Source organism: Actinomadura sp. 1N219, assembly GCF_044326405.1.
Classification (GTDB): domain Bacteria; phylum Actinomycetota; class Actinomycetes; order Streptosporangiales; family Streptosporangiaceae; genus Spirillospora.
Genome location: NZ_JBIRAY010000014.1, coordinates 1 through 23883, shown reverse-complemented (window position 1 = coordinate 23883; position 23883 = coordinate 1). Strand labels below are relative to the sequence as shown.

Annotated in this window: 11 protein-coding genes and 1 tRNA gene; 5 read left to right on the top strand and 7 right to left on the bottom strand. The window is 74.3% G+C overall.

Annotation, left to right across the window (positions count from 1 at the left end; translation table 11 throughout):
• Positions 1–78: 78 nt before the first annotated feature.
• Positions 79–369: a hypothetical protein gene (locus ACH35V_RS33960; protein WP_395978890.1), complete on the bottom strand. Its 291-nt coding sequence runs from the start codon at positions 367–369 to the stop codon at positions 79–81.
• A gap of 47 nt (positions 370–416) precedes the next feature.
• A tRNA-Sec gene (locus tag ACH35V_RS33955) sits at positions 417–512 on the bottom strand.
• Positions 513–588: 76 nt separating this feature from the next.
• On the opposite strand from ACH35V_RS33955, the gene ACH35V_RS33950 reads away from it, so the two are divergent.
• Complete coding sequence (locus ACH35V_RS33950; RefSeq protein ID WP_395978888.1) at positions 589–2058, top strand: MDR family MFS transporter; 1470 nt, start codon at positions 589–591, stop codon at positions 2056–2058.
• On the opposite strand, the gene ACH35V_RS33945 is transcribed toward ACH35V_RS33950, so the two are convergent.
• Together ACH35V_RS33945 and selD are read right to left on the bottom strand one after the other, a co-directional pair.
• Positions 2055–3131 carry a permease gene (locus ACH35V_RS33945; protein ID WP_395978886.1) on the bottom strand — a complete coding sequence of 359 codons (1077 nt, stop codon included), beginning with the start codon at positions 3129–3131 and terminating at the stop codon, positions 2055–2057. The two genes, ACH35V_RS33950 and ACH35V_RS33945, sit on opposite strands and share 4 nt — an antisense overlap.
• A gap of 67 nt (positions 3132–3198) precedes the next feature.
• Positions 3199–4203 (bottom strand): selenide, water dikinase SelD, encoded by a 1005-nt coding sequence (gene selD, locus ACH35V_RS33940; protein ID WP_395978884.1) that lies wholly within the window; start codon positions 4201–4203, stop codon positions 3199–3201.
• Positions 4204–4675: 472 nt separating this feature from the next.
• Here selD and ACH35V_RS33935 point away from each other — a divergent pair, with 472 nt between their 5' ends.
• Positions 4676–7768, top strand: coding sequence for a BTAD domain-containing putative transcriptional regulator (locus tag ACH35V_RS33935; RefSeq protein ID WP_395978882.1), 3093 nt, complete (start codon positions 4676–4678; stop codon positions 7766–7768).
• Positions 7769–8495: 727 nt separating this feature from the next.
• On the top strand, positions 8496–11315 hold the full coding sequence (locus tag ACH35V_RS33930; RefSeq protein ID WP_395978880.1) for a LuxR C-terminal-related transcriptional regulator: 2820 nt from the start codon (positions 8496–8498) through the stop codon (positions 11313–11315).
• 127 nt (positions 11316–11442) lie between these two features.
• On the opposite strand, the gene ACH35V_RS33925 is transcribed toward ACH35V_RS33930, so the two are convergent.
• The 3 genes from ACH35V_RS33925 to ACH35V_RS33915 are packed head-to-tail and all read right to left on the bottom strand — an operon-like array spanning position 11443 to position 13945.
• Complete coding sequence (locus ACH35V_RS33925) at positions 11443–12144, bottom strand: thioesterase II family protein (protein ID WP_395978878.1); 702 nt, start codon at positions 12142–12144, stop codon at positions 11443–11445.
• A 41-nt stretch (positions 12145–12185) separates the two neighbouring features.
• Entirely contained in the window at positions 12186–12392 is a 207-nt protein-coding gene (locus ACH35V_RS33920) for an acyl-CoA carboxylase epsilon subunit (protein ID WP_395978876.1), read from the bottom strand.
• Between the two features lie 8 nt (positions 12393–12400).
• A complete protein-coding gene (locus tag ACH35V_RS33915) occupies positions 12401–13945 on the bottom strand; it encodes an acyl-CoA carboxylase subunit beta (RefSeq protein WP_395979086.1) in 1545 nt (514 codons plus the stop codon).
• Between the two features lie 298 nt (positions 13946–14243).
• Here ACH35V_RS33915 and ACH35V_RS33910 point away from each other — a divergent pair, with 298 nt between their 5' ends.
• Entirely contained in the window at positions 14244–15005 is a 762-nt protein-coding gene (locus ACH35V_RS33910) for a thioesterase II family protein (protein WP_395978874.1), read from the top strand.
• A 66-nt stretch (positions 15006–15071) separates the two neighbouring features.
• Positions 15072–23883 (top strand): SDR family NAD(P)-dependent oxidoreductase (locus ACH35V_RS33905; protein ID WP_395978872.1); only part of this gene is annotated, 8812 nt, incomplete at its 3' end.

The following is a 23883-nucleotide window of genomic DNA, read 5'->3' as shown; positions in this document are numbered from 1 at the left end:
GTGGACGCAGACGGTGGGGACGCGGTACTCGGACTCGAGGCGCGTGGCGTGGCCGGCGACCGCCGGCGCGCACGTGCTTCAGAGGCCGACGCCGAGGATGGCGGCCGAGCCCTCGTTCCTGATCCGCTCGTACACGTCCGGGACGGGGTCGAACGGCGTCCGCAGGTGGACGATCTCCGTCGCGACGCCGGGCCGGCTCTCCCGCAGGGACGCCTGGAGCTGGCCCATGAAGTCGCCCGAGTTCTCGAATCCGACGTCGACGAGGAAGACGGTCGTGCCGTCGAGGCCGGCGGGCCTGGGGGCGAGTGACTTCCCGTCCACCGTGGGGGCGCTGCCCTCGGGGTTGAGAACTGTGATCTTGCGGCTCATCTGAGCTCCTCCGTCCGGAGTCTGCTGTCAGTGGCTCTGCTTCTCGGTGGCGGAGGCGGACGGGAATCGAACCCGCCAGGCCCGGTGGTCCGGGCCTCTGCGGTTTTGAAGACCGAGCCGGTCACCAGACCGGATTCGCCTCCCAGGCGCATCGGACCCAGGATCATATACGAAATCATCCATGTCAATAGAAAATAGAGTATGTCGTATGTTGATTCTGTGACCCGGGTGGATTCGTGTTCCGATGTCCGGCGACCGTGGGTCGTCACCGCCGTCCTGCTCTTCGGCACCTACGCGGTGGCGATGAACCTCACCGTCCTCGGCATCGCGCTGCCGCCGATCGCCGCCGACCTCGGCGCGGGCGCGCGGATCAGCCCCGACTGGGTGATCGGCGCGTACTTCGTGGCGATCGTCGTCGTCCAGCCGGCGGTGGGCGGGCTCGGCGACCGGTGGGGACGGCGCCGCGTCTACAACCTGTCGATCGCGGCGTTCGCCGCGGGCTCCGTCCTCTGCACGGTCGCGCCGACGATGACGCTGCTGATCGGCGGACGGGTCGTGCAGGGCCTCGGCGGCGGCGCGATCATGCCGCTGGCCACCGCGATGGTGTACGAGATGTTCCCGCCGCACCGCCGCGGCCTGGCGCTCGGCGTCTGGGGCATCGCGATGATGGCCGCGCCCGCGCTCGGGCCGCCCGTCGGCGGCTGGGTGGTCACCGCCGCGAGTTGGCGCTGGATCTTCCTGCTGCTCACAGCGGTCGCGTTTATCGGGCTGCTGCTCGGCCTCGCCCTGCTGCAGGACGACGCGGGACGGCGCGCCGCGCGTCCGCTCGACTGGGGCGGGTGGGTGCTCGCCGCGGCGGGCGTGATCACCCTGGTGGTGGTGTCCCGGCACGTGCCCGAGCACGGGCTGACCGCCACCGGCCTGGTGACGGCGGCGGCCGCGGTCGCGACGCTCGCCGTCCTGGTGCGCCGGTCGCTGCGGCGGCCCGACCCGCTGATCGACTTCCGGATGTTCGCGTTCCCGATCTTCACCGCGGCGATGATCGTGATCTTCATCAACGCGCTCGCGCAGTACGCGAGGCTGACCTACCTTCCGGTCGAGTTCCAGGTCGTCCGGGACATGACGGCGCGCGACGTCGGCCTGCTGCTATCCCCCGCCGCGGTCGCGGTGGCCGTGACGATGCCGCTCGGCGGCTGGCTGGCCGACCGGATCGGCTCCCGCGTCCCGGTGCTGGTCGGCCTGGTGGGCATGGCCGTCCCGACGTTCGCCCTGGCCCGGCTGAGCCCGGACACGCCGGTGCGCTGGATCCTGGCCGTGCTGGTCGTCCAGGGGCTCGGGATGGGGATCTCGATGATGCCGACCACGGTCGCGGCGATGAACGTCCTGCCGGGACGGTTCGTCGCGCAGGCGTCGTCGCTGACGGCCCTCAACCGCCAGGTCTCCGGCGCCGTCGGGACGGCCTTCCTCGCCGCGCTGCTGGTCGCCGCGCTGGGCTCGGTGTCCCCCGAGGGCCCGCACTCGGCGGCCGAGATCGCCAGGGCGCAGGACGCCTACAACCACATCTTCCTCGCCACGACCTGCGCGCTCGCCGCCGCCGTCGTGCCCGCGCTGTTCCTGCCCGGCCGCCGCCGCATGCGCTGCCTCCAGCGGCAGCGGGCAGCCGAGCAGGAACCGGCGGCCGGCGGCTAGCTGATCGCCCAGAGCAGGGCGCCCGCGAGCAGCCCGCACCCGGCCACCGAGGCCGCCATCGCGAGCGTGACGCGCCAGGACAGCGCGCGTCCCACCATGACGATCGACACCAGGCTCAGCGCGGGCAGCGCGATCAGCAGCGCCCCGGCGGCGCCCGCGCCCACGCCGAGCAGCGTGAGGCCCTGCACGATCGGGATCTCGCCGGCGGTCGGGATCACCGCGAGCGTCCCGACGACCGCCGCGAGGACGACGGCCAGCACGCCCCACTCGGCGGCCGACCCGTCCAGCGGGAACAGCCAGCCGCGGAACGCGCCGAGCGCGAAGACCACGACCAGGTATTCGGGGACCAGCGTGACCGACATCCGCAGCAGCGCCCGCCCGAACCGGCGGGGCGCCTCGCGCAGCGCGACGTCGCCCGCCTCCTCGTCCGCCGCGCCCGGGACGGGCACGTCGGCGTCACGCGGCGCGAGCCTGCTCACCAGGGCGGTCACCACGAACACCAGCAGGGCGCCGACGGCCAGGCGGGTGAACGTCCACTGCCACGGCGCGACGAACGCCAGGAACACGAGCACGGCCGGGTTGAGCGTCGGGTTGCCCACCCAGTAGGCGAGCGCCGCCGGGGTGGACGCCCCGCGCCGCCGCAGCGCGGTGACCACCGGCGCGGTGCAGCAGGTGCACATCATGCTCGGCAGCGACAGCAGCCCGCCGACGAGCGAGTCGCGGTACGGGCCGCGCCCCCTGCCGAGCAGGCGGAGCAGCCAGCGGCGGGTGACCAGCGCCTCCACCGCCGCCGCGACGATCAGGCCGACGACCACCGCCTTCCACACCGAGGCGAAGTAGGACTCGGTGAACTCCCAGCCCCCGGACAGCGAGGGGCCCGCGCCGGCGTCCCCGGCCTTGTCGAGGATGGAGCCGCCCGACCATTCGGGGGCGTCCAGCAGGCCGCCGACCTTCTCGGTGTACGGCAGCCATTTCGCCCACAGCAGGCCCACCGCGACGACTGCGCCGAAGAGCGCGAGCGCCGCCCAGGGATTCCACCGTCCCGGAACCCGTACCGCTTCCTGACCGGCCAACTGGCACCTCCACAGGGGGATTGTTCGTACAGCGCACGTGTGAACGAGTGAAGAACCGCGGCGGGGCTCAGCGGACGACGAGGCTGCGGTCGCCCGCGGCGACCAGCTCTCCCACGATCGGCGCACCCGGCACCTCGCCGGCGACCAGCAGCCCGCCGGACGTCTGCGCGTCGGCGAGCAGCAGCCGGGTCTCCTCGCCGGCGGAGCCGAAGTCGGTGTGCGGCGCGACCCAGTCGAGGTTGCGCCGGGTGCCGCCGCTGACGAAGCCGTCGCGCACCGCCTCCCGCGCGCCGTCGACGTACGGGACGGCCCCGGCGTCGATCACCGCCGAGACGCCGGAGGCGCGGGCCAGCTTGTGCAGGTGCCCCAGCAGCCCGAACCCCGTGACATCGGTCGCGCAGGCGGCGCCGGCCTTCAGCGCCGCGGCGGCGGCGTCCCTGTTCAGCTCGGTCATGACGGCCACGGCCTGCTCGAACACCTCGCCGGTGGCCTTGTGGCGGTTGTTCAGGACTCCGAGCCCGAGGGGTTTGGTGAGCGACAGCGGGACGCCCGCGCGCCCGCGGTCGTTGCGCAGCAGCCGCCCGGCCTCGGCGATGCCCGTGACCGCCATGCCGTACTTGGGTTCGAGGTCGTCCACGCTGTGGCCGCCGCCGAGGTGGCATTCGGCGAGGACGGCGACGTCCCGCCCGCCGCGCAGCACCTCGCGCGCCAGCTCGAACGGCAGCACCTCGCGCGGCCAGGCCAGCAGGTTCACCGCGACCAGCGGGCGGCCGCCCATCGCGTACACGTCCGACAGGGCGTTGGCGGCGGCGATCCGTCCCCAGTCGTACGGGTCGTCGACGACGGGCGTGAAGAAGTCCGCCGTCGCCACCACCGCCGTGTCGCCGGAGATCCGGACGACGGCGGCGTCGTCCCCGGAGTCGAGCCCGACGAGCAGGTCCCCGTCCGCGTCGCCGTCCCCGCCGGCGGCCGCGCCGAGGCCGGCCACCACCTCTTCCAGCTCCCCCGGCGGGATCTTGCAGGCGCAGCCGCCGCCGTGCGCGTACTGGGTGAGCCGCCGTCCGAACCGCATCGTCCCGCCTTACATCGTCTGCAGGAAATATTCGATACAATCCTGCACAGGTTACCGCATCCGACCGCCGCCGCCAGGTCTCGCACCAGGACGCTTCCCCGGCCCGGCCGCTCGACTCGCCCCGTCCGGCGACATTCACGTCACGCCGCCGGCCGCGCACGCCGCCCCGGACGGTCCGCGCCGGCCCTCCGGCGCTGACCAGAAGCGGACGTAACGGCACAGGCCGGGCGGTCTGCCGGGCCCCGGACGCGCGCGCCGCGATCGGCCCGCGCGCCTGCGGATGTCCGTGCCGCGAAGCTCCGCGGCGCGGACGCGGACCGCTCGCCGGCGGCCCCTCGGACGGTGATTACGGAACCGCCATATAGGCCGACACATCATGATTTTTACCAAGATCGACCTCGCTGCCGTGTTATACAAAGGTGGAGCCGCGACACGGGGACGCGGACGGGGTGCGGAAAAACGTGGGTTGACGATGGCGGACGAGAAGCCCGACCATGCCGGCGAGACGGTTCGCTTCGAGGTCCTGGGTCCGATGCGGATCGAACGCGGCGGGGGCGTGGTGGCGCCGCCCCGCTCGCCGATCCTCCGCGGGATCCTCGCCGCGCTGCTCGTCGCCGGGGCCCGGCCCCTCACCGCCGCCCGGCTCATCGACCTCGTCTGGGAGGACAAGGGCGAGCGGGTCGCGCCCGGCGCGGTGCAGGTGGCGGTGTCGCGGTTACGCGGCTGGCTCCGCCGCACCGGCCCGGCCGGGGAGTCGTCCTGGACGCTCGCGCACGACGGCAACGGCTACCGGCTCACGGTCCCGGACGGGACGGTGGACCTCGGCCGCTTCCGCGCCTCGGTGAAGCGCGCCGCCGCCGCGGGCGACGTCGCCGAACGGCTCGGCCTGCTCACCTCGGCCCTCGCGCTGTGGCGCGGGCCGGTGCTGGCGGACCTGGACGCGGTCGACCTCGCCGACCCGCTGTTCCGCGCGGTCGACGACGAGGTGCAGACGAGCGCGATGGCGCTGGCCGACGCGGCGCTGGCGGCCGGGCGGCCCACCGGGGTCATCGACCGGCTCTCGGCGCTCGCCGAGGCCTACCCGCTCCACGAGGGCATCGAGGGCAGGATGCTGGAGCTGCTCGCCCACGACGGCCGCGCCGCCGAGGCCCTCGCCCGCTACCGGATGTTCCACGACCGCGTGGTGGAGGAGCTCGGGGTCGAGCCGGGCGAACGCGTCCACCGCGCCTACCTGTCGGCGCTGAGCCGCGACCATGGGCGGCCGCCCATGCCGGACGCCGCCGCGGACACCGGCACCGAGGCCGCCTCCGTGCCCGTGCCCGCGCAGCTCCCGCCGGACGTGTCCGACTTCGTCGGCAGGCCCGAGCAGGTCGCGACGCTGTCGCGGGCGCTGGCCCACCGCCGGGCCTCGTCGCTGACCACCGTCTCCGGGATGGGCGGCGTGGGCAAGAGCGCGCTGGCCCTGCACGTCGCGCACCGGATGAAGGGCGAGTTCCCGGACGGCACCCTGTACGCCCGGCTGCGGACCGCCAACGGCGACGGCGTCGGCGCCGCCCGGATCCTGGAGGGGTTCCTGCTGGCCCTCGGCGTCGCCGGACGGGACGTCCCGCACTCGGCCGAGCACCGCGCCGCGCTGTGCCGGAGCCTGCTCGCGAACCGCCGGGTCCTGATCGTCCTCGACGACGCGCTCTGCGAGCGGGACGTGCGCCCGCTGCTGCCCAGCTCCCCCGGCTCGGCCGTCATCGTCACCAGCCGCGTGCCGCTCACCAGCCTGGAGGGCGCCGTCCCCGTCGACCTGGACGTGCTCACGCCCGAGCAGGCGCTGGAGCTGCTCGGCGCGATCGTCGGGTCGGCGCGGGTCGCGGCCGAGCCGGAGGCGGCGGCCGAGATCGTCCGGCTCTGCGCGTACACGCCGCTGGCCGTCCGGATCGCGGGCGCCCGGCTGTCCGGCCGGCGGCACTGGCCGCTGACCCGGCTCGCCGCGTCGCTGCGGGACCGGCGCCGGCGGCTGGACGAGCTGGCCGTCGGCGACCTCGCGGTGCGGGCCTGCTTCGAGCTCAGCTACGCCAGGCTCCCCGCCGCGACGCGCCGGCTGTTCCGCCACCTGGCGCTGCTGGAGGCGCCGGACGTCAACGACTGGGTCGCGGCGGCGCTGCTGGACGTCCCCCTGGACGTCGGCCGGCACCATCTGGAGGCGCTGGTGGACGCCCAGCTCCTCACCGTCGCGGGCACCGGCCCCGGCGGCGCGATCCGGTACCGGTACCACGACCTCGTGCGGATCTACGCGCGGGAGCTCGCGGCGGAGCACGACCACGCCCTGACCCGCACCGCGGCCGTCCGGCGGGCGCTCGGCGCCTGGCTGGCCCTCGCGGAGCGCGCCGCCGAGCGGGTGCCGGGACAGTGCTACGCGCTGATCCACGGGACCGCGCCGCGCTGGCCGCTGCCCGAACCGGCCGCGGCCGAGCTGCTGGACGACCCGATGGCCTGGTTCGACGGCGAGCGCGACGCGCTGGCCGCGGGCGTGTTCCAGGCGTGCGCCCTCGGCCTGGACGAGTTCGCCTGGGACCTCGCCGCGTCCCAGGAGAAGTACCTCGATCTGCGGGGCATGGCGGCGGACTGGCGGCGGATGAACGAGCGGGCCCTCGACGCCTCCCGCCGGGCGGGCAACGTCCTCGGCGAGGCCGTCATGATGCGCGGGCTGATCGAGGTGAAGACCTGGCTCTCCTCCGACCAGTCGGGCGAGGCCATGGTCAACCTGTTCCGGCACTCGCAGGAGCTGGTGGGGCTGTTCGAGCGGGCCGGGGAGCCGCGCGGCGTCTCCGACGCGCTGGTGATGCGGAGCTGGGGCCTGCTCGCGATGGGCGAGGACGCCCGGGCGATGGAATCGGCGCGCGACGCGCTGGATCTGGCGAAGGAGAGCGGCCACCCCGGCGGCGAGGCCCGCGCCCACCACATCATGGGGCTCACGCACGGCGTGCGGAACGTCGACGCCGCCGCGGCCGAGCTGACCCGGAGCCTGGAGCTGGGGCGGCTGCTCGGCAACCCGCGGGTCGAGGCGACGGCGATGCAGTTCCTGGGCGTCGCGCGGTGCCTCGGCGGCCGCGTCACGGAGGGGCACGACCTGCTCGTCCGGTCGCTGGAGATCTGCCACAGCCTCCAGGACCGGTACTCCGAGGCGTTCTCCCTGCTCTATCTGGCCAAGCTCTACAGCGCGACGGGCGACGAGCGGGCCCGGCCCGCCGTGGAGGCGGTCATGTCCATCAGCCGCCGGTTCGACATGGTCCACCATCTCGCCGACGCGCTGCACGTGCTCGGGGAGCTGGAGCTGGCGTCCGGCCGTCCCGCGTCGGCGGTGGAGTGCCTTGAGGAGTCGGTGACGCTGTGGCGCAAGCGCGGCTGGCAGTCGTTCCTCGCGGGCGCGTTGCGGGCGCTGGGGCACGCGTGCCGGGCCGACGGCGACGAGGACGCGGCGCGCAAGGCGTGGCGGGAGGCGCTCGGGCTGTTCGAGCGGCTGGACGACGCCGGCGCGACGGCCGAGGTCGGCGCGCTGCTCGACGGCGGCTGACCGTCCCGGGGGTCCGTGTAAGCGATCGGTAAGCGGCCGCCGCGATACTTGATCTCGTGTCCTCCGCCAACGACTCCACCGTACGGGTGCCCGCGCGTCACAGCCGCGGCGCCGACGGCCGCGGCGCGACGGTCCCGCCTCCGGAATCGAGCATTTCCGGCTGATCAACCTGCCCCGCACATCGCCGTCCGCATGCCCGCAGAAAGCGGCCGGACGAGTTTCGCGACCCCGTTTGCATTTCGCATTCCTTTGTGTCCGACGGGGCGCCGGTCAGTGCTGTCGCGAATGATGTGAACATTACTCAAATTACTGCCGACAGTTCGCCGTCGTCCGCGCCGCCGCGCCGTGCGCCGGGCCCGGTATTGAAGCTTTCGTGATTGGCGTCCGGCCGTTTCCGGCCGTTTCCGGCCAACCTCGCTACTCGGCCGTAGCCCGCGAGACCTGGGCACATGTGCGGAAATTGTAAACGCGCCGCCACTTCCCGTGATCGGGATCATGCTATGCGCGCACGCATCGAGAATGGCCCCTCACAGCGCGTCATGAATGGCTTCCGGTTGCCCGGAACGGGCGGTGGCGGGTTCCGTAAACAACCATTTCAAAGTCATGAACAAAACCCCTATAGGGGTCTAGGGGTGTTCCCAACATAGCGCCGCCAGAATATGCTGCGCGACGAACGACAAGGAAACGCAAATACCGTAGCTTGCAAGGGGGAAGCGCAACGGTGTTGGTGGAGAGAGAAGAGACACTCACCCTGCTCGACGATCTGCTGATCGAGTCGGCACACGGAAAGGGGGTCGTGGCCGCGATCAGCGGGTCGATCGCGATGGGGAAGACCTCCCTGCTCAACGCCATGATGGGGCGGGCGGAGCGGGACGGCGGGCTGGTCCTCGGGGCGGTCGGCTCGCGCGACGAGAACAGGAGGTCCTACGGCGTGCTGGGCCAGCTCCTGCACGCCGTCGAGCCGGACCGGCTCACCGGCGACCATCTGCCAGGGCTGCGCTCGGGGGCGGGGCCCGACCTGGACCCGGCGACCGTGCACGGCCGGCTGCTCGCCGTCGCGCGCGAGCTGCACGGGCTGGTCATCGAGCTGGCCGCGGACCGGCGGCTGCTCATCGCCGTGGACGACATCCAGCACGCCGACATCGCCTCGCTCTGGTGCCTGCGCCATGTCGCCGAGCGCCTGACCTCGGCTCCGGTGACCCTGGCCTTCACGCGCGGGGCGCTCATCGACGAGCGGCCCCCGCCGATCCTGCACGACCTCCTCTACTGGCCGAGCGTGCGGCGGATCCACCTCGAACCGCTCTCGCCGGACGGGATCGCGGACCTGCCCGCGGCCCGGGAGTCGTGCGTCCACTCCGACCGGCTCATCGCCGAGATCCACTCGCTCAGCGCGGGCAACCCGCTGCTGGCGCGGGCGCTGATCGAGGAGCACAGGTTCTGCGCCGACTTCGCGGAGCCGGGCGTCCGGCCGCGCGCGGCCGGCGCGGCGCCGGGCGAGCTGCCCACCGGGCACACCTTCCACCAGGCGGTCCTCGCCTGCATGCACCGGCTGGGCCCGGGGGCCGTCCGGCTGGCCCGCAGCATCGCGCTGGTGGACGGCTCGGCCAGCACCCTGCTGCTGAGCCGGCTGAGCGGCATCGACGCCGAGCTCGTCGAGCGGTTCGTCCGGGCGCTGACGACGATCGGGGTGCTGCACCGGACGAGGTTCCGGCACCGGGCCATCCAGCAGTCGATCCTCCAGGAGATCCCGCTCGGCGAGGGCGCCGCGCTGCGGCACTGGACGGCCCGTCTCCTGCACGAGGACGGGGCCCCTCCGCACACGGTCGCCCCGCTCCTGCTGGACGCGGGCCCGCTGCGGGAGGACTGGGTGCCCGCGGTCCTGCGCGCCGGCGCGCGGCAGGCCCTCACCGACAACGACGTCGCACGGGCGCTGCGGTACCTGGAGCTGGCCGGCGAGTGCTGCGCGGACGAGGCCCGGCGGATGTCCGTCCGGTCGGAGTTCGCCGGCGTCCAGTGGCAGCTCAGGCCCGCCACGTCCGACCGGCACTTCCTCGCCCTCAAGGGCCCGATCCTCGACGGGACGCTGACCGGCGCCGACGCCCTCCAGGCGGTCCGGGGCATGCTGTTCGGCCTCGACGTCGACGACGCGCTGGAGGCCGTCGACCACCTCAACGTCCAGGACGGGCAGGACGGGAAGGACGCCGTGCTGGAGGCCGAGCTGCGCGGCACCCGGCTGTTCCTCGCCACGGAGTTCCCCGGCGCGCTGGACCGGACGGCCCGGCCGCTCCCGGCCGCCGCCGTCTCGGTGACGGCGCCGTCGGAGGTGCGGGCCGCGCACGCTCTGGCGCTGGTGCTGGAGCGGGGCGCCGACGAGTACGCGGTGGCGCTCGCCGAGCAGGTGCTGCAGAGCGGCCGGATACGGCCGTCCTGGGTCGTCAAGGCGTTCCCTCCGGCGCTGATGGCGCTGGTGTACGCCGACCGGCTGGAGGCGGCCTCGGACTGGTGCGAGCGCCTGATGGCGGAGGTCGAGGAGCACGACGTGCCCGCCTGGCGCGCGGCCGCCGAGGCGCTCACCGCGGTGGTGGCGCTCCGCCGGGGACGGCTCACCGACGCGGTCGAGCACGGCGAGGCGGCGTTCGGCGCCCTGGTCGAGCACAAGTGGAACATCGGCGGGGCGATGGCCCTCGCCACGCTGATCGAGGCGCACACCGCGCGGGGCGACCACCAGGCGGCGGCGCGCTACGCGGCCCTGGAGGCGCCGCCGGCGCTGTTCCTCAGCCGTGCCGGGCTGCACTACCTGTACGCGCGCGGCCGCCACCATCTCGCGACCGCCAACAACTACATGGCCCTGTCGGACTTCCTGGAGTGCGGCAAGCTCATGCGCCACTGGGACATCGACACGCCCGCGCTCGCGCCGTGGCGGCTCGGCGCCGCCGAGGCGTGGCTGGAGCTCGGCGACCGGCCGCAGGCGGCACAGCTCATCGACGAGCAGCTCTCGCGGACGGACCCGGCGCTCCCCCGCTCACGCGGGATGGTGCTGCGCGGCCTGGCGTCGGTGCGGGCGCCAGCGAAGCGGCCCACCATCCTGCAGGACGCGCTGCACCTGCTGGAGAGCAACGGCTCCTGGTACGAGGCGGCCTGCGTCCTGGCCGACCTGAGCGACGCCTACCAGTCGCTCGGGGAGAAGGCCAAGGCCAGGACGATCGCGCGGCGGGCCTGGCGGATCGCCAAGAGCTGCCACGCGGAGGCGATGTGCCAGACGCTGCTGCCGACCTACTCCCCGGGCGGCGCGGGTGCGGGGGAGCCCGGCGGTGGCGGCGCCGACACCGACTACACGACGTTCGCTCGGCTGAGCGACTCCGAGCGTCGCGTCGCGGTGCTGGCGGCGCAGGGCTACACCAACCGGGAGATCGCAGACAAGCTCTTCATCACCGTCAGCACGGTGGAGCAGCACCTGACGCGGGTCTACCGCAAGATGGACATCAGGAACCGGGAGCAGCTGCTGACCAGGATCCACCTCGACAGCAGTTCCAAGGCCGTGTCCTGATCCGTTTGTTCGGCTCTCTTTGAACCGTCCGCCTCCAGGGGCGCGGGCCCTCCGGCCCGTGTCTCCCAGGGGGCGGACGGTTTCCGTTTCCGCCCCACCTGCGGCCCGTGCGCGGGACCGGGGGCGATCAGGAGTCCGCGCGGCGGCGACGGCGGCTGATGTCGATGACCTCGGCGCCGAGCACCCGCTGCAGGAAGCCGGTCACGCTGGTGACCACGTCCGCGAGGTTGTCCTCCAGGAACAGCGCGCCGCCCGGAAGCATCTTGATCTGGAACTCCCGCTCGGTGTGCTCCCGCCACACGAGGACGTCGCTCACGTCCGCGCGCGCGTCGTCCTCGCCGCCCAGCGCGAAGATCGGGACCCGCACCCGGACGCGCTCGTCGCAGTCGCAGCCCGCGTCCGCGCCGGGGGCGGGCGGGACGCCGTCCGCGCCGCCTCCGAGGCGGCACGGCGCGGGGCAGCCGGAGGCGACCAGCGCCATCGGGTCGATGCCGTGCTCCCGCTCCAGCCTGACCGCCATCTCGAAGCCCAGCACGGCGCCCGTGCCGTGCCCGAAGAGCAGGACGGGGCGGTCGGTCCGGCCGCGGACCTCGTCCACGAGGGGGGCGGCCCGCTCCCGCAGGCCCTCGCGCACCGGCGCCCAGGGCCGGACCCACCGGTCCGGGTACTGGACGGCGAGGACCTCGATCGACGGCGCCAGCGCCTCGGCGAACGCGCCGAAGTACCCGGCCGGACGGTCCGCGTCCGGCAGGCACACCATGAGCGCTCTGCTCCGCGTGCTCGGCCGGAACCGCAGAAGGGTCGGGTCCGCGGGCGTGTTCCCGGACATGGGGAGTTTCCTCACGTGTGGACGGTCCGTGCGATGGCCGGTCAGCGGGAGGTCCAGGCACGCGGCGAACGGTACGGGCGCGGCGACCAGACCGGCGCGGGCCGCGCCCGTAACGGTTCCGCGGCGTCGGCGTCGGCGGCGCGTCGCCTGCCCGCCACGGCCAGCAGCGCCACCACGACCGCCGCGATCTCCTCGTCGCCGGGTTCTCCGCGCACCACACGCAGGACCGGGTTCCTCGCCGTCTCCATGCCGGCCGTCACATCGGGAGGTTGCCGTGCTTGCGGGACGGCAGCCGCGCCTCCTTGCCGCGCAGCATCGCCAGCGCGTCGACGAGGACGGCACGCGTGTCGGCCGGGTCGATGACGTCGTCGACCAGCCCCCGCTCGGCGGCGTGGTAGGGGTGCATGAGCTCCTGCCTGTACTCCTTGATGCGCTGCGCCCTGGCCTCGTCGGGGTCGGGCGCGGCGGCGATCTCCCGCCGGAACACGACGTTCGCGGCGCCCTCGGCGCCCATGACCGCGATCTCGTTGGTCGGCCACGCGAACGACAGGTCGGCGCCGATCGACCGGGAGTCCATCACGATGTACGCCCCGCCATAGGCCTTGCGGAGAATCACCTGAACGCGCGGAACGGTCGCGTTGCAATACGCGTACAACAGTTTCGCGCCGTGCCTGATAATTCCGCCGTGCTCCTGCTCCTTGCCCGGGAGGAACCCCGGGACATCGACCAGCGTGACCAACGGAATGTTGAAGGCATCACACGTCTGCACGAATCGCGCGGCCTTTTCCGACGCGTGGATGTCCAATACCCCGGCCATCGCCGACGGCTGGTTGGCGACGATCCCGGTGACCTGGCCGCCGACCCGGGCCAGGGCGCAGACGACGTTGGCGGCCCACCGGGAATGCAGCTCGAAGAACTCGCCGTGGTCGACGATCTCCTCGATCACCGCGCGCATGTCGTAGGACCGTTTCGGGTCCGGCGGGACGAGGTCGAGCAGCGCCTCGGTCCGGCGGTCCGGCGGGTCGTCCGCCGGTCCGGGGGGCGGCAGCTCGCGGTTGTTGGACGGCAGCAGCGACAGCAGGTACCGGACCTCCTCCAGGCACTCCTCCTCGTCGTCGCAGACGATCGTCGCGGCGCCCGACACCGACCCGTGCACGTCGGCGCCGCCGAGCCCGTCATGGGACACCGCCTCGCCGGTCACCGCCTTCACCACGTCCGGTCCGGTGATGTACATCTGCGAGGTGTCCCGGACCATGAACACGAAGTCGGTGAGCGCCGGCGCGTAGGTCGCCCCGCCGGCGCACGGCCCGAGGATCACGCTGATCTGCGGAATCACGCCCGAAGACCGGACGATCCGGCGGAAGATCCCGCCGTATCCGGCGAGCGCCGTGACGCCCTCCTGGATGCGGGCGCCCGCGCCGTCGTTGAGGCCGACCAGCGGCGCGCCGGCCGACTCGGCCAGGTCCATCACCTTGTGGATCTTCTCCGCGTGCGCCTCGCCGAGCGATCCGCCGAAGATCCGGAAGTCGTGCGCGTAGGCGAACACGGTGCGGCCCATGACCCGCCCCCACCCGGTCACCACGCCGTCGGTCGGGGGGCGCCTGGCCTCCAGCCCGAACCCGCTGGAGCGGTGCCGGCGAAGCTGCTCGATCTCGCGGAAACTGCCGGGGTCGAAGAGCCGCTCCAGGCGCTCGCGGACGGTCAGCTTCCCGCGGGCGTGCTGCCGCTCGGTCGACTCGGGCGAGGGGCCCTGCGCGGCGGCGTCCTTGACGCCGTGCAACTCGGCGACGCTCGACCGCATATCGAGAGGCCGTTCCGCCGCCGCGGCCCCGGCGATGTCCGGGGCGCCGTGCACGCCTGCCGAATCCGCGTCCGCAACTATGGTCATACAACCTCTCCTCGACGGTCACTTTGGCCGGGGAACTTCGGGCCAAGGCGTATCCAGCCGATTCCAAGGTCACCCGGCGGCGCCCGCGAATTCAACCCCGTGGATTCTCTTAGGGGAGCTTAGGGGTTGGGCGGAATACCGCCCGGCGGCATGATGATCCGATGCCACCCTCCTTTCATTCGCGGGAGAAGAACGGGAGAAGATGACGACGATGGCGCATTCGAGCACGGTCGGCGACACGTGGGTCCGGCGGTTCCACGAAGACTCCGGCGCGGCGGCGCGGCTGGTGTGCTTCCCGCACGCCGGCGGTGCGGCGAGCTTCTACTTCCCCGTCTCGGCGGCGCTGCGGCCGCGGACGGAGGTGCTGGCCGTCCAGTACCCGGGCCGCCAGGACCGGCGCGCCGAGGACCCGATCACCGACATCGGGACGCTCGCGGACCAGGTCTTCGACGCGCTGCGCCCCCGGCTCGACGACCGTCCCGTCCACTTCTTCGGCCACAGCATGGGCGCGATCGTCGCGTTCGAGGTGGCGCGCCGGATGGAGCGGGAGGACGGCCGCTCCCCGGCGGCGCTGGTCGCCTCCGGGCGGCGCGCACCGTCCAGGCGGCGCGCGGAGAGCGTCCACCTGCGGGACGACGACGGCCTGATCGCGGAGCTGAAGCGGCTGAACGGCACCGGCGGCGCACTGCTGGAGGACGAGGAACTGATCCGCATGTTCCTGCCGGCCGTCCGCGGCGACTACGAGGCGATCGAGACCTACGTCTGCCCGCCGGGCCCGCCGCTCGGCTGCCCCGTCACCGTGTTCGTCGGCGACGACGACCCGCACGTGACGCTCGACGAGGCGCGGGCATGGCGCGAGCACACGACCGGCCCGTTCGACATTCAGGTCTTCGAGGGCGGCCACTTCTACCTGACCGCGCGCCCGCAGGAGACGCTCGCCCGGCTCGCCGACGTCCTGTCGGCGCACTCCTGACGCAGACGCACTCCAGATCACAGGTCACAGCCAGGTCCGTTCACAGTGAGGGAGGCGCGCGGCGCCATGACGAGTCATTCCGGCCGTGCCCCGTCCACCGTTCCCGCGGCGGAGCACGAGGCGATCGCGATCATCGGCATGGCGTGCCGGCTCCCCGGGGCGCCCGATCCGGGCGCGTACTGGCGGCTGCTCCGCGCGGGCGCCGACGCCGTCACCGAGGTTCCGGCGGACCGCTGGGACGCGGCCCCCGAGGAGCGGGCACGGCCCGGCGTCCGGTACGGCGGGTTCCTCGATGACGTCGCGGGGTTCGACGCCGGCTTCTTCGGGATCTCGCCGCGCGAGGCCGCCGCGACTGACCCGCAGCAGCGGCTGACGCTGGAGCTCGCCTGGGAGGCGCTGGAGGACGCGGGCATCGTCCCCGCCACGCTCGCCGGCAGCGGGACCGGCGTGTTCGTCGGCGCGATGTCGAACGACTTCGCGGCGCTCGTCCAGGACCCGGAGTCGGTGACCGCGCACACCCTCACCGGCACGCAGCGCGGCATCATCGCCAACCGCGTCTCCTACACGCTCGGGCTGCGCGGGCCCAGCCTCACGGTGGACTCCGCGCAGGCGTCGGCGCTGGTGGCGGTGCATCTGGCGGCCGAGAGCCTGCGGAGCGGCGAGTCGGACCTCGCGCTCGCGGGCGGCGTCAACCTGAACCTGGTCCCCGGCGGCGCGGTGACGGTGGCCGAGTTCGGCGGGCTGTCGCCCGACGGCCGGTGCTTCACCTTCGACGCCCGCGCCAACGGGTACGTCCGCGGCGAGGGCGGCGGCGTGGTCGTCCTCAAGACGCTGGCCCGTGCCGTGGCGGACGGCGACGACGTCCACGGCGTGATCCTCGGCAGCGCAGTCAACAACGACGGCGCGACCGAGGGGCTGACCGTGCCGAGCCCGGCGGCCCAGGCGCGCGCGATCCGGCTGGCGTGCCGCCGCGCCAGCGTCGGCCCGGCCGCGCTCCAGTACGTCGAGCTGCACGGCACCGGCACCCCGGTCGGCGATCCGCTGGAGGCGGCCGGTCTCGGCAGCGCGCTCGGCGACGCCGCGGACCGCCCGGCCGTCGCCGTCGGCTCGGCCAAGACGAACGTGGGCCACCTGGAGGCGGCCTCGGGCGTCGCCGGGCTGATCAAGGCGGTGCTGAGCATCCGGCACCGGGAACTCCCCGCCAGCCTCAACTTCGCGACGCCGAACCCGCGCATCGACCTGGACGCGCTCGGGCTGCGGGTGCAGCGCGAGACCGGTCCGTGGCCGCGTCCGGACGAGCCGCTGCTGGCCGGGGTCAGCTCGTTCGGCATGGGCGGCACCAACTGCCATGTCGTGCTCGGCGACCCGCCGCCGTCGCCGCCCCCGGCCGGCTCCGCGACGGGGCTGGGCGAGCCCGGCGCGGTCGCCGCGTGGCCGGTGTCCGGACGGACCGAGGCTGCGCTGCGCGCCCAGGCCGGGCGGCTCAGGGCGCATCTGCTCGACGGGCCCGCCGACGCCGACGACCTGGGCGACGTCGGCTGGACGCTGGCCGCCGGACGCACCCACTTCGAGCATCGCGCCGTCGCGCTAGGCGCCGGCCGCGAGGAACTCCTGGCCGCGCTGGACGCGATCGCGACCGGCGCCGACTCCGCCAACGTGGTGCGCGGCACGGCCGACGACCACGAGAAGGTCGCGCTGCTCTTCCCCAGCGTCGAAGACGTTGCCTGGCGGGACGGGACGGCGCGTGACCTGCTCGCTTCGTCGGACGCGTTCCGGGAGCGGATCGAGGCGTGCGCCGCCGCGCTGGAGGTCCACACGGGCTGGTCGCTGCTGGACGTTTTGAACGGCGTCCCCGGAGCGCCGTCGCCGGACGACGACGCCGTCGCCGAGCCGGTCCTGTTCGCCGTCACGGTCGCGCTGGCCCGGGTGCTGGAGTCGCTGGGCGTGCGGGCGGACGCCGTCCTCGGGCACGGCCGGGGCCGGATCGCCGCCGGGTGCGCCGCGGGCACGCTGACGCTCGACGACGCCGCCCGGCTCGTGGCGACGGGCGGCGACGCGCCGTCCGCGCCCGTCCCATTCGAGGCGGCGGTGCGGGACCTGGCCCGCGACGGTCACCGGACGTTCGTCGAGGTGAGCCCGCGTCCCGTCCTGGACGCGATCGTCCGGCAGGCGCTCGACGGCGTCGCGGACGAGCACGACGCCCTCGTGGTGGGTTCCCTGCGCCACGGCGAAGAGTCCTGGCGCGCGCTGCTGGAGACGGTGGCCGCGCTGCACGTCCGCGGGGTCCCGGTCACCTGGCCTGCAGTGTCTGCGGGACGGCGGGCCCGGCGCGTCGCGCTGCCCACGTACGCCTTCCAGCGCGAACGGCACTGGCCCGGCGAACGCGCGGACGGCGTCGTCGGCGTCTCCGGCGCGGAGTGGACCCCGGACCCGTCCGATGCCGAGGAACGGCAGGCGATGCTCGACCTCGTCCGGACGCACGCGGCCGACGTCCTCGGCCACGCCGCCGCCGGCGCGGTGGGCGCCGGGCACACCTTCAAGGACCTCGGCGTGGACTCCGCGCTCGCCGTCGAACTCGGGGAGCGCCTGGCCGAGGTCACCGGGCTGCCGCTGCCCGCCACGGCCGTCTACGACCATCCCACCCCGGCGAAGCTCGCCGAGCACCTCCGCGACCGGCTCGGCGCGGACGCGGGACCCGTCGCGGCGCCCGCCGCCATGAGCGCCGACGAGCCGATCGCGATCGTCGGGATGGGCTGCCGCTACCCCGGCGGCGTCACCACCCCGGACGAGCTGTGGCGCCTGGTCGCCGGCGGCGTGGACGCGATCACGGAGTTCCCGGACGATCGCGGCTGGAACCTCGACGACCTGTACGCGCCCGAGCCCGGCGTCCCCGGGAAGAGCTACGTCCGGCGCGGCGGTTTCCTCGACGGCGCCGACCGGTTCGACGCCGCGTTCTTCGGCATCGGCCCCCGGGAGGCGGCGGCGATGGACCCGCAGCAGCGGGTCCTGCTGGAGGTCGCCTGGGAGACGCTGGAGCGGGCGGGCATCGACCCGCTGACGCTGAACGGGACCCGGACCGGCGTGTTCGTCGGGGCGACGTCCCAGGAGTACGGGCCGCGCCTGCACGAGCCGTCCGAGGGCGGCGGCTACCTGCTCACCGGCAACACGGCGAGCGTCGCGTCCGGGCGCATCGCGTTCGTGCTCGGGCTGGAGGGCCCGGCGCTGACCGTGGACACGGCGTGCTCGTCCTCGCTCGTCGCGATCCACCAGGCCGCCCAGGCGGTCCGCAACGGCGACTGCTCGATGGCGCTGGCGGGCGGCGTCACGGTGATGGCGACCCCGGGCATGTTCGTGGAGTTCAGCCGGCAACGCGGCCTGGCCCCCGACGGGCGCTGCAAACCCTTCTCCGCCAGTGCAGACGGCACCGCCTGGAGCGAGGGAGCCGGACTCGTCCTGCTAGAGCGCCTCTCTGACGCCGAGCGCAACGGCCACCCCGTGCTGGCGGTCATCCGGGGCAGCGCCATCAATCAAGACGGCGCGTCCAACGGGCTGACCGCGCCGAACGGGCCCGCCCAGCAGCGCGTCATCCACCAAGCCCTCACCAACGCCCACCTCACCCCCCACGACATCGACGCCATCGAAGCCCACGGCACCGGCACCACCCTCGGCGACCCCATCGAAGCCCACGCCCTCCTCAACACCTACGGCAAACACCGCCCCATCCACCAACCCCTCTACCTCGGCTCCCTCAAATCCAACATCGGCCACACCCAAGCCGCCGCCGGCGTCGGCGGCATCATCAAAATGATCCAAGCCATGCACCACGGCCACCTACCACCCACCCTGCACGCCGACCAACCCTCACCCCACATCGACTGGACCACCGGCACCCTCACCCTCCTCACCCAACCCACCCCCTGGCCCCACACCCACCACCCACACCACCCTCGCCGCGCCGCCATCTCCTCCTTCGGCATCTCCGGCACCAACGCCCACATCATCATCGAACACACCCCCACACCCCCCACCCCAACCACCACGGCCACCACCCCGACCCCACTCCTCATCACCGCCAAAACCCCGGCGGCGGTGCGTGCTCAGGCCGGGCGGATCGGTGACGCGCTCGCGGCCGATCCCGAGCTGGACACCGCCGCCGTCGCCGCCACCCTCGCCACGGCCCGGTCCACGTTCGAGCATCGCGCCGCCGTGACCGGTGAGACCCGCGCGGAACTTCTCACCGGGCTCCGCGCACTCGCCGACGGCCACACCACCCCCACCCACGTCCCACAACCCGGCAAACTCGCCTACCTGCTCACCGGCCAAGGAGCCCAACGCGCCGGAATGGGCCGCGAGCTCTACGACACCCACCCCGCCTTCGCCCACGCCCTCGACCACGTCTGCGAACACCTCGACCCCCACCTCCCCCACCCGCTCAAGCCGGTGCTTTTCGCGGAAGCCGACACGTCCCAGGAGGACCTGCTCGACCAGACCCTCTTCACGCAGACGGGTCTGTTCGCCCTGCAAACGGCGCTCCACCACCTGCTCGAAACGTTCGGCGTCAAACCCGACTACCTCCTCGGACACTCCCTCGGCGAACTCACCGCCGCACGCCTCGCCGGAACCCTCACCCTCACCGACGCCGCCACCCTCATCACCACCCGCGCCCGCCTCATGCAACAGACCCGACCCGGCGGAGCGATGCTGGCGGTCGAGGCGGCGGAGCAGGACGTCCTGCCGCTCCTCGACGAAGGGACGTCGGTCGCGGCGGTCAACGGCCCGCGCGCCACCGTCGTCTCCGGCGACGCCGAAGGCGTCGAGCGGATCGGACGGGAATTCGAACGGCGGGGCGTCAAGACGCGCAGGCTGCGCGTCGGCCGTGCCTTCCACTCCCCCCACATGGACGCGATCCTGGACGAGTTCCGCGAGGCCGCCGAGAGCGTCGCGTTCCGGGAGCCGGACGTCCCGATCGTGTCCAACCTGACCGGCGCCGTCGCGGGCCCGGAGATCGCGACCCCCGGCTACTGGGTGCGGCACGTGCGCGAGGCCGTCCGGTTCGGCGCGGGGCTCGGCGCCCTCCGCGACGAGGGCGTCACCGCCTACCTCGAACTCGGACCGGACGCGGTGCTGACCGCGCTCGCCCAGTCCGCCCTGCCCGGCGCCACCGCCGTCGCGGCGATGCGGCGCGGACGGCCCGAACCCCGCACACTGACCGGCGCGCTGACGAGCCTGCACCTCGCGGGCGTCCCGGTCGACTGGACGCCTCTCTTCCCGCCCGCGGCCCGCCGTCCGGCCCGCCCCGTGGAGGTGCCGACGTACCCGTTCGAGCGGCGGCGCTACTGGCTCGCCGCCGCCCCGGCGGGCGCCGCGTCCGGCGATCACCCGCTGCTCGGCCCGGCCGTGTCCCTGGCGGACGGCCGCACGGTCCGCACCGGACGGATCTCCACGCGCACGCACCCCTGGCTCGCCGACCACGCCATCGCGGGCGCCGTCCTGCTGCCCGGCACGGCGATCGTCGAGCTGGCGCTTGAGGCGGGACGGCTTCTCGGCTGCGACCGGATCGACGAGCTCGTGCTGCGGGCGCCGCTGCCCGTCCCCGACCGTGCCGGGGCGGACGTGCAGCTCATGGTCACCGAGTCGGCGTCCGGACGGCACGAGTTCAGCGTCCACTCGCGCCCGGCGCCCGGGGACGGCGACGCCCCGCCGTGGACCCTCCACGCCACCGGCTCCCTGAGCCAGGCCGCCGCGGACACCGCGGACGACCCGCAGGCCGGGCTCGGTTCTTGGCCGCCCGCCGACGCCGAGCACGTCGACCCGGACGGCGTCTACGAGCGTCTCGCCGCCCGGGGCTTCGGCTACGGGCCCGCCTTCCGCTGCCTGTCCTCGGCCTGGCGGCTGGGTGACGAGGTGTTCGCCGACGTGGCGCTTCCGGACGGGCCGCACGCCGACGCGGGCCGGTTCAACGTCCACCCGGCGCTGTTCGACGGCGTCCTGCACGCGGTCCTGGACGCGGACGGGACGGCCTCGCTCCGCCTGCCGTTCTCCTGGTCGGGCGTCCGCCTGCACGGCACGGGCGGCGACCGTCCGGGAGCGGAGCGGCCAGCGCGGGCGCGGGTCGCCCGCACCGGCCCGGACACGGTGTCGGTGACGATGACCGACGCCGCGGGCAGGCCGATGATCTCCGTCGCCGAGCTGGCGCTGCTTCCGGCCTCGGCGGAACGGCTGGCGGCGGCCGGCGGCGCGGCCGCCCGCGAATCGCTGTTCGAGGTGGAGTGGACGGCGATCGACGCCGACCTGGGCGGCGCGCCCGACGAGGCGGACGCCCCCGCCACCGAGACCCATCCCGACCTGGATTCCCTGCGCGCCGCTCTCGCGGAAGGCGGCACGGTCCCCGCCACCGTCGTCATGACACTGCCGGCCGGCGGCACGTCCGACGTCGATCCGGCGGGGGCGGCCCGCGACGCCGCGCACTGGGCGCTCGGCCTGGCGCAGGACTGGCTCGGCGACGACCGCTTCGCCGCGTCCCGGCTGGTCGTCGTCACGCGCGGCGCGGCCGGGCCGCACGGCGAAGGCCGCGGCGAAGGGCCCGGCGACCCGGCGGGCGCCGCCGCGTGGGGGCTGCTGCGGTCGGCGCAGACCGAGCACCCGGACCGGATCGTCCTGGTGGACGTCGACGGCGACCCCGCCTCGCACCGCGCGCTCGCGGCGGCCGCGTCCCAGGACGAGCCGCAGCTCGCGCTGCGCGCCGGACGGGCGCACGTCCCCCGCCTGGCCAGGCGGACGGCGCCCGGCGACGGCGGCCCGGCGCTGGACCCGGACGGGACCGTCCTCATCACCGGCGGGACCGGCGGCCTCGGCGGCCTCGTGGCCCGCCACCTCGTCGCCGCGCACGGCGTCCGCCGGCTGCTGCTGGCGAGCCGCCGCGGCCGGGACGCGGACGGCGCCGCGGACCTGGCGGCCGAACTGGCGGAGCGGGGTGCCGAGGTGACGATCGCCGCGTGCGACGCCGCCGACCCCGCCGCGCTCGCCGGCCTGCTCGCCGCCGTGCCCGCCGCGCACCCGCTCACCGCCGTCGTGCACGCCGCCGGGGTCCTCGACGACGGCGTGATCGAGACCCTCACCGGCGACCGGCTCGACGCCGTGCTGCGCCCGAAGGCGGACGCGGCCTGGGCCCTGCACCGGCTCACCCGCGACCTGGACCTGGCCGCGTTCGTCCTGTTCTCGTCCATCGCCGGGACGATCGGCAGCCCGGGGCAGGCGAACTACGCCGCCGCCAACGCGTCCCTCGACGCCCTGGCCCTGCACCGCCGCGCGCTCGGCCTGCCCGCCATCTCCATCGCGTGGGGCCTGTGGTCCGGCGGGATGGGGGCCGAGCTGGCCGAGTCCGAGAAGGCGCGCTGGACGCGCGGCGGCATCGTCCCGCTGCCCGCCGAGGACGGCCTGGCGCTCCTCGACGCGGCCCTCGGCGCGGACCGCGCGACCGTCGTCGCCGCACGCCTCGACCTGGCCGCGCTCGGCCGTGCGGGCGATCCCGCGCCGCTGTTCCGCGGCCTCGTCCGGGCGCCCGCGCGGCGCCGCCCGTCCGCCGCCGGGTCCGGCTCGACGTTCGCGGGCTTGGACGGGCTGCCCGCGGCGGAGCGGCGCGCCCGGATCCTGGACCTCGTCCGGACGAGCACGGCGGCGGTCCTCGGGCACGACGACGCCGGCGCCATCGACACCGAGCGCGCGTTCAAGGAGCTGGGCTTCGACTCCCTCGCCGCCGTCGAGCTGCGCAACAGCCTGAACGCCGCCACCGGGCTCCGGCTGCCGACCACGCTCCTGTTCGACCATCCGCGGCCCGCCGTCCTCGCCGACCACCTGCATGACGAGCTGTTCGGCGCGGCGGAGGTGCCCGCCGCGTCCCCGGCGCCCGCCGCGTCCATGACGCCGCGCGACGACGACCCGATCGTGATCGTCGGGATGGGCTGCCGTTACCCCGGCGGCGTCACCACCCCGGACGAGCTGTGGCGCCTGGTCGCCGGCGGCGTGGACGCGATCACCGACTTCCCGGACGACCGCGGCTGGAACGTCGACGAACTGTACGACCCGGACCCGGACCACATCGGCACGTCCTACTCCCGCGAAGGCGGGTTCCTGCACGACGCCGCCGACTTCGACCCCGCGTTCTTCGGCATCAGCCCCCGCGAGGCCCTGGCCATCGACCCGCAGCAGCGCATCCTGCTGGAGGTCGCCTGGGAGACGCTCGAACGGGCCGGGATCCCGCCCGGGACGCTGCACGGCAGCCGCACCGGCGTCTTCACCGGCGTCATGTACGACGACTACGGCTCCCGGCTCAACCCGGCGCCCGGCGAGTTCGAGGGCTATGTCGGCAGCGGCAGCATGGCGAGCGTCGCGTCCGGACGTGTCTCCTACACCTTCGGCTTCGAGGGCCCGGCGGTGACGGTCGACACGGCGTGCTCGTCGTCGCTCGTCGCGATCCACCTGGCGGCGCAGGCGCTGCGGAGCGGCGAGTGCACCCTCGCCCTCGCGGGCGGCGTCACCGTCATGGCGACCCCCGCGACCTTCGTCGAGTTCAGCCGCCAGCGCGCCCTGGCCCCCGACGGACGCTGCAAGCCCTTCTCCGCCAGCGCCGACGGCACCGCCTGGAGCGAAGGAGCAGGACTCGTCCTGCTAGAACGCCTCTCCGACGCCGACCGCAACGGCCACCCCGTGCTGGCGGTCATCCGAGGCAGCGCCATCAACCAAGACGGCGCCTCCAACGGGCTGACCGCGCCGAACGGGCCCGCCCAGCAGCGCGTCATCCACCAAGCCCTCACCAACGCCCACCTCACCCCCCACGACATCGACGCCATCGAAGCCCACGGCACCGGCACCACCCTCG

Bases quoted from the DNA above. Each gene is read 5' to 3' on its own strand.
- ACH35V_RS33960 (WP_395978890.1), bottom strand. From the start codon at position 369: ATGAGCCGCAAGATCACAGTTCTCAACCCCGAGGGCAGCGCCCCCACG.
- selD (WP_395978884.1), bottom strand. From the start codon at position 4,203: ATGCGGTTCGGACGGCGGCTCACCCAGTACGCGCACGGCGGCGGCTGC.
- ACH35V_RS33935 (WP_395978882.1), top strand. From the start codon at position 4,676: ATGGCGGACGAGAAGCCCGACCATGCCGGCGAGACGGTTCGCTTCGAG.
- ACH35V_RS33925 (WP_395978878.1), bottom strand. From the start codon at position 12,144: ATGTCCGGGAACACGCCCGCGGACCCGACCCTTCTGCGGTTCCGGCCG.
- ACH35V_RS33920 (WP_395978876.1), bottom strand. From the start codon at position 12,392: ATGGAGACGGCGAGGAACCCGGTCCTGCGTGTGGTGCGCGGAGAACCC.
- ACH35V_RS33915 (WP_395979086.1), bottom strand. From the start codon at position 13,945: ATGCGGTCGAGCGTCGCCGAGTTGCACGGCGTCAAGGACGCCGCCGCG.
- ACH35V_RS33910 (WP_395978874.1), top strand. From the start codon at position 14,244: ATGGCGCATTCGAGCACGGTCGGCGACACGTGGGTCCGGCGGTTCCAC.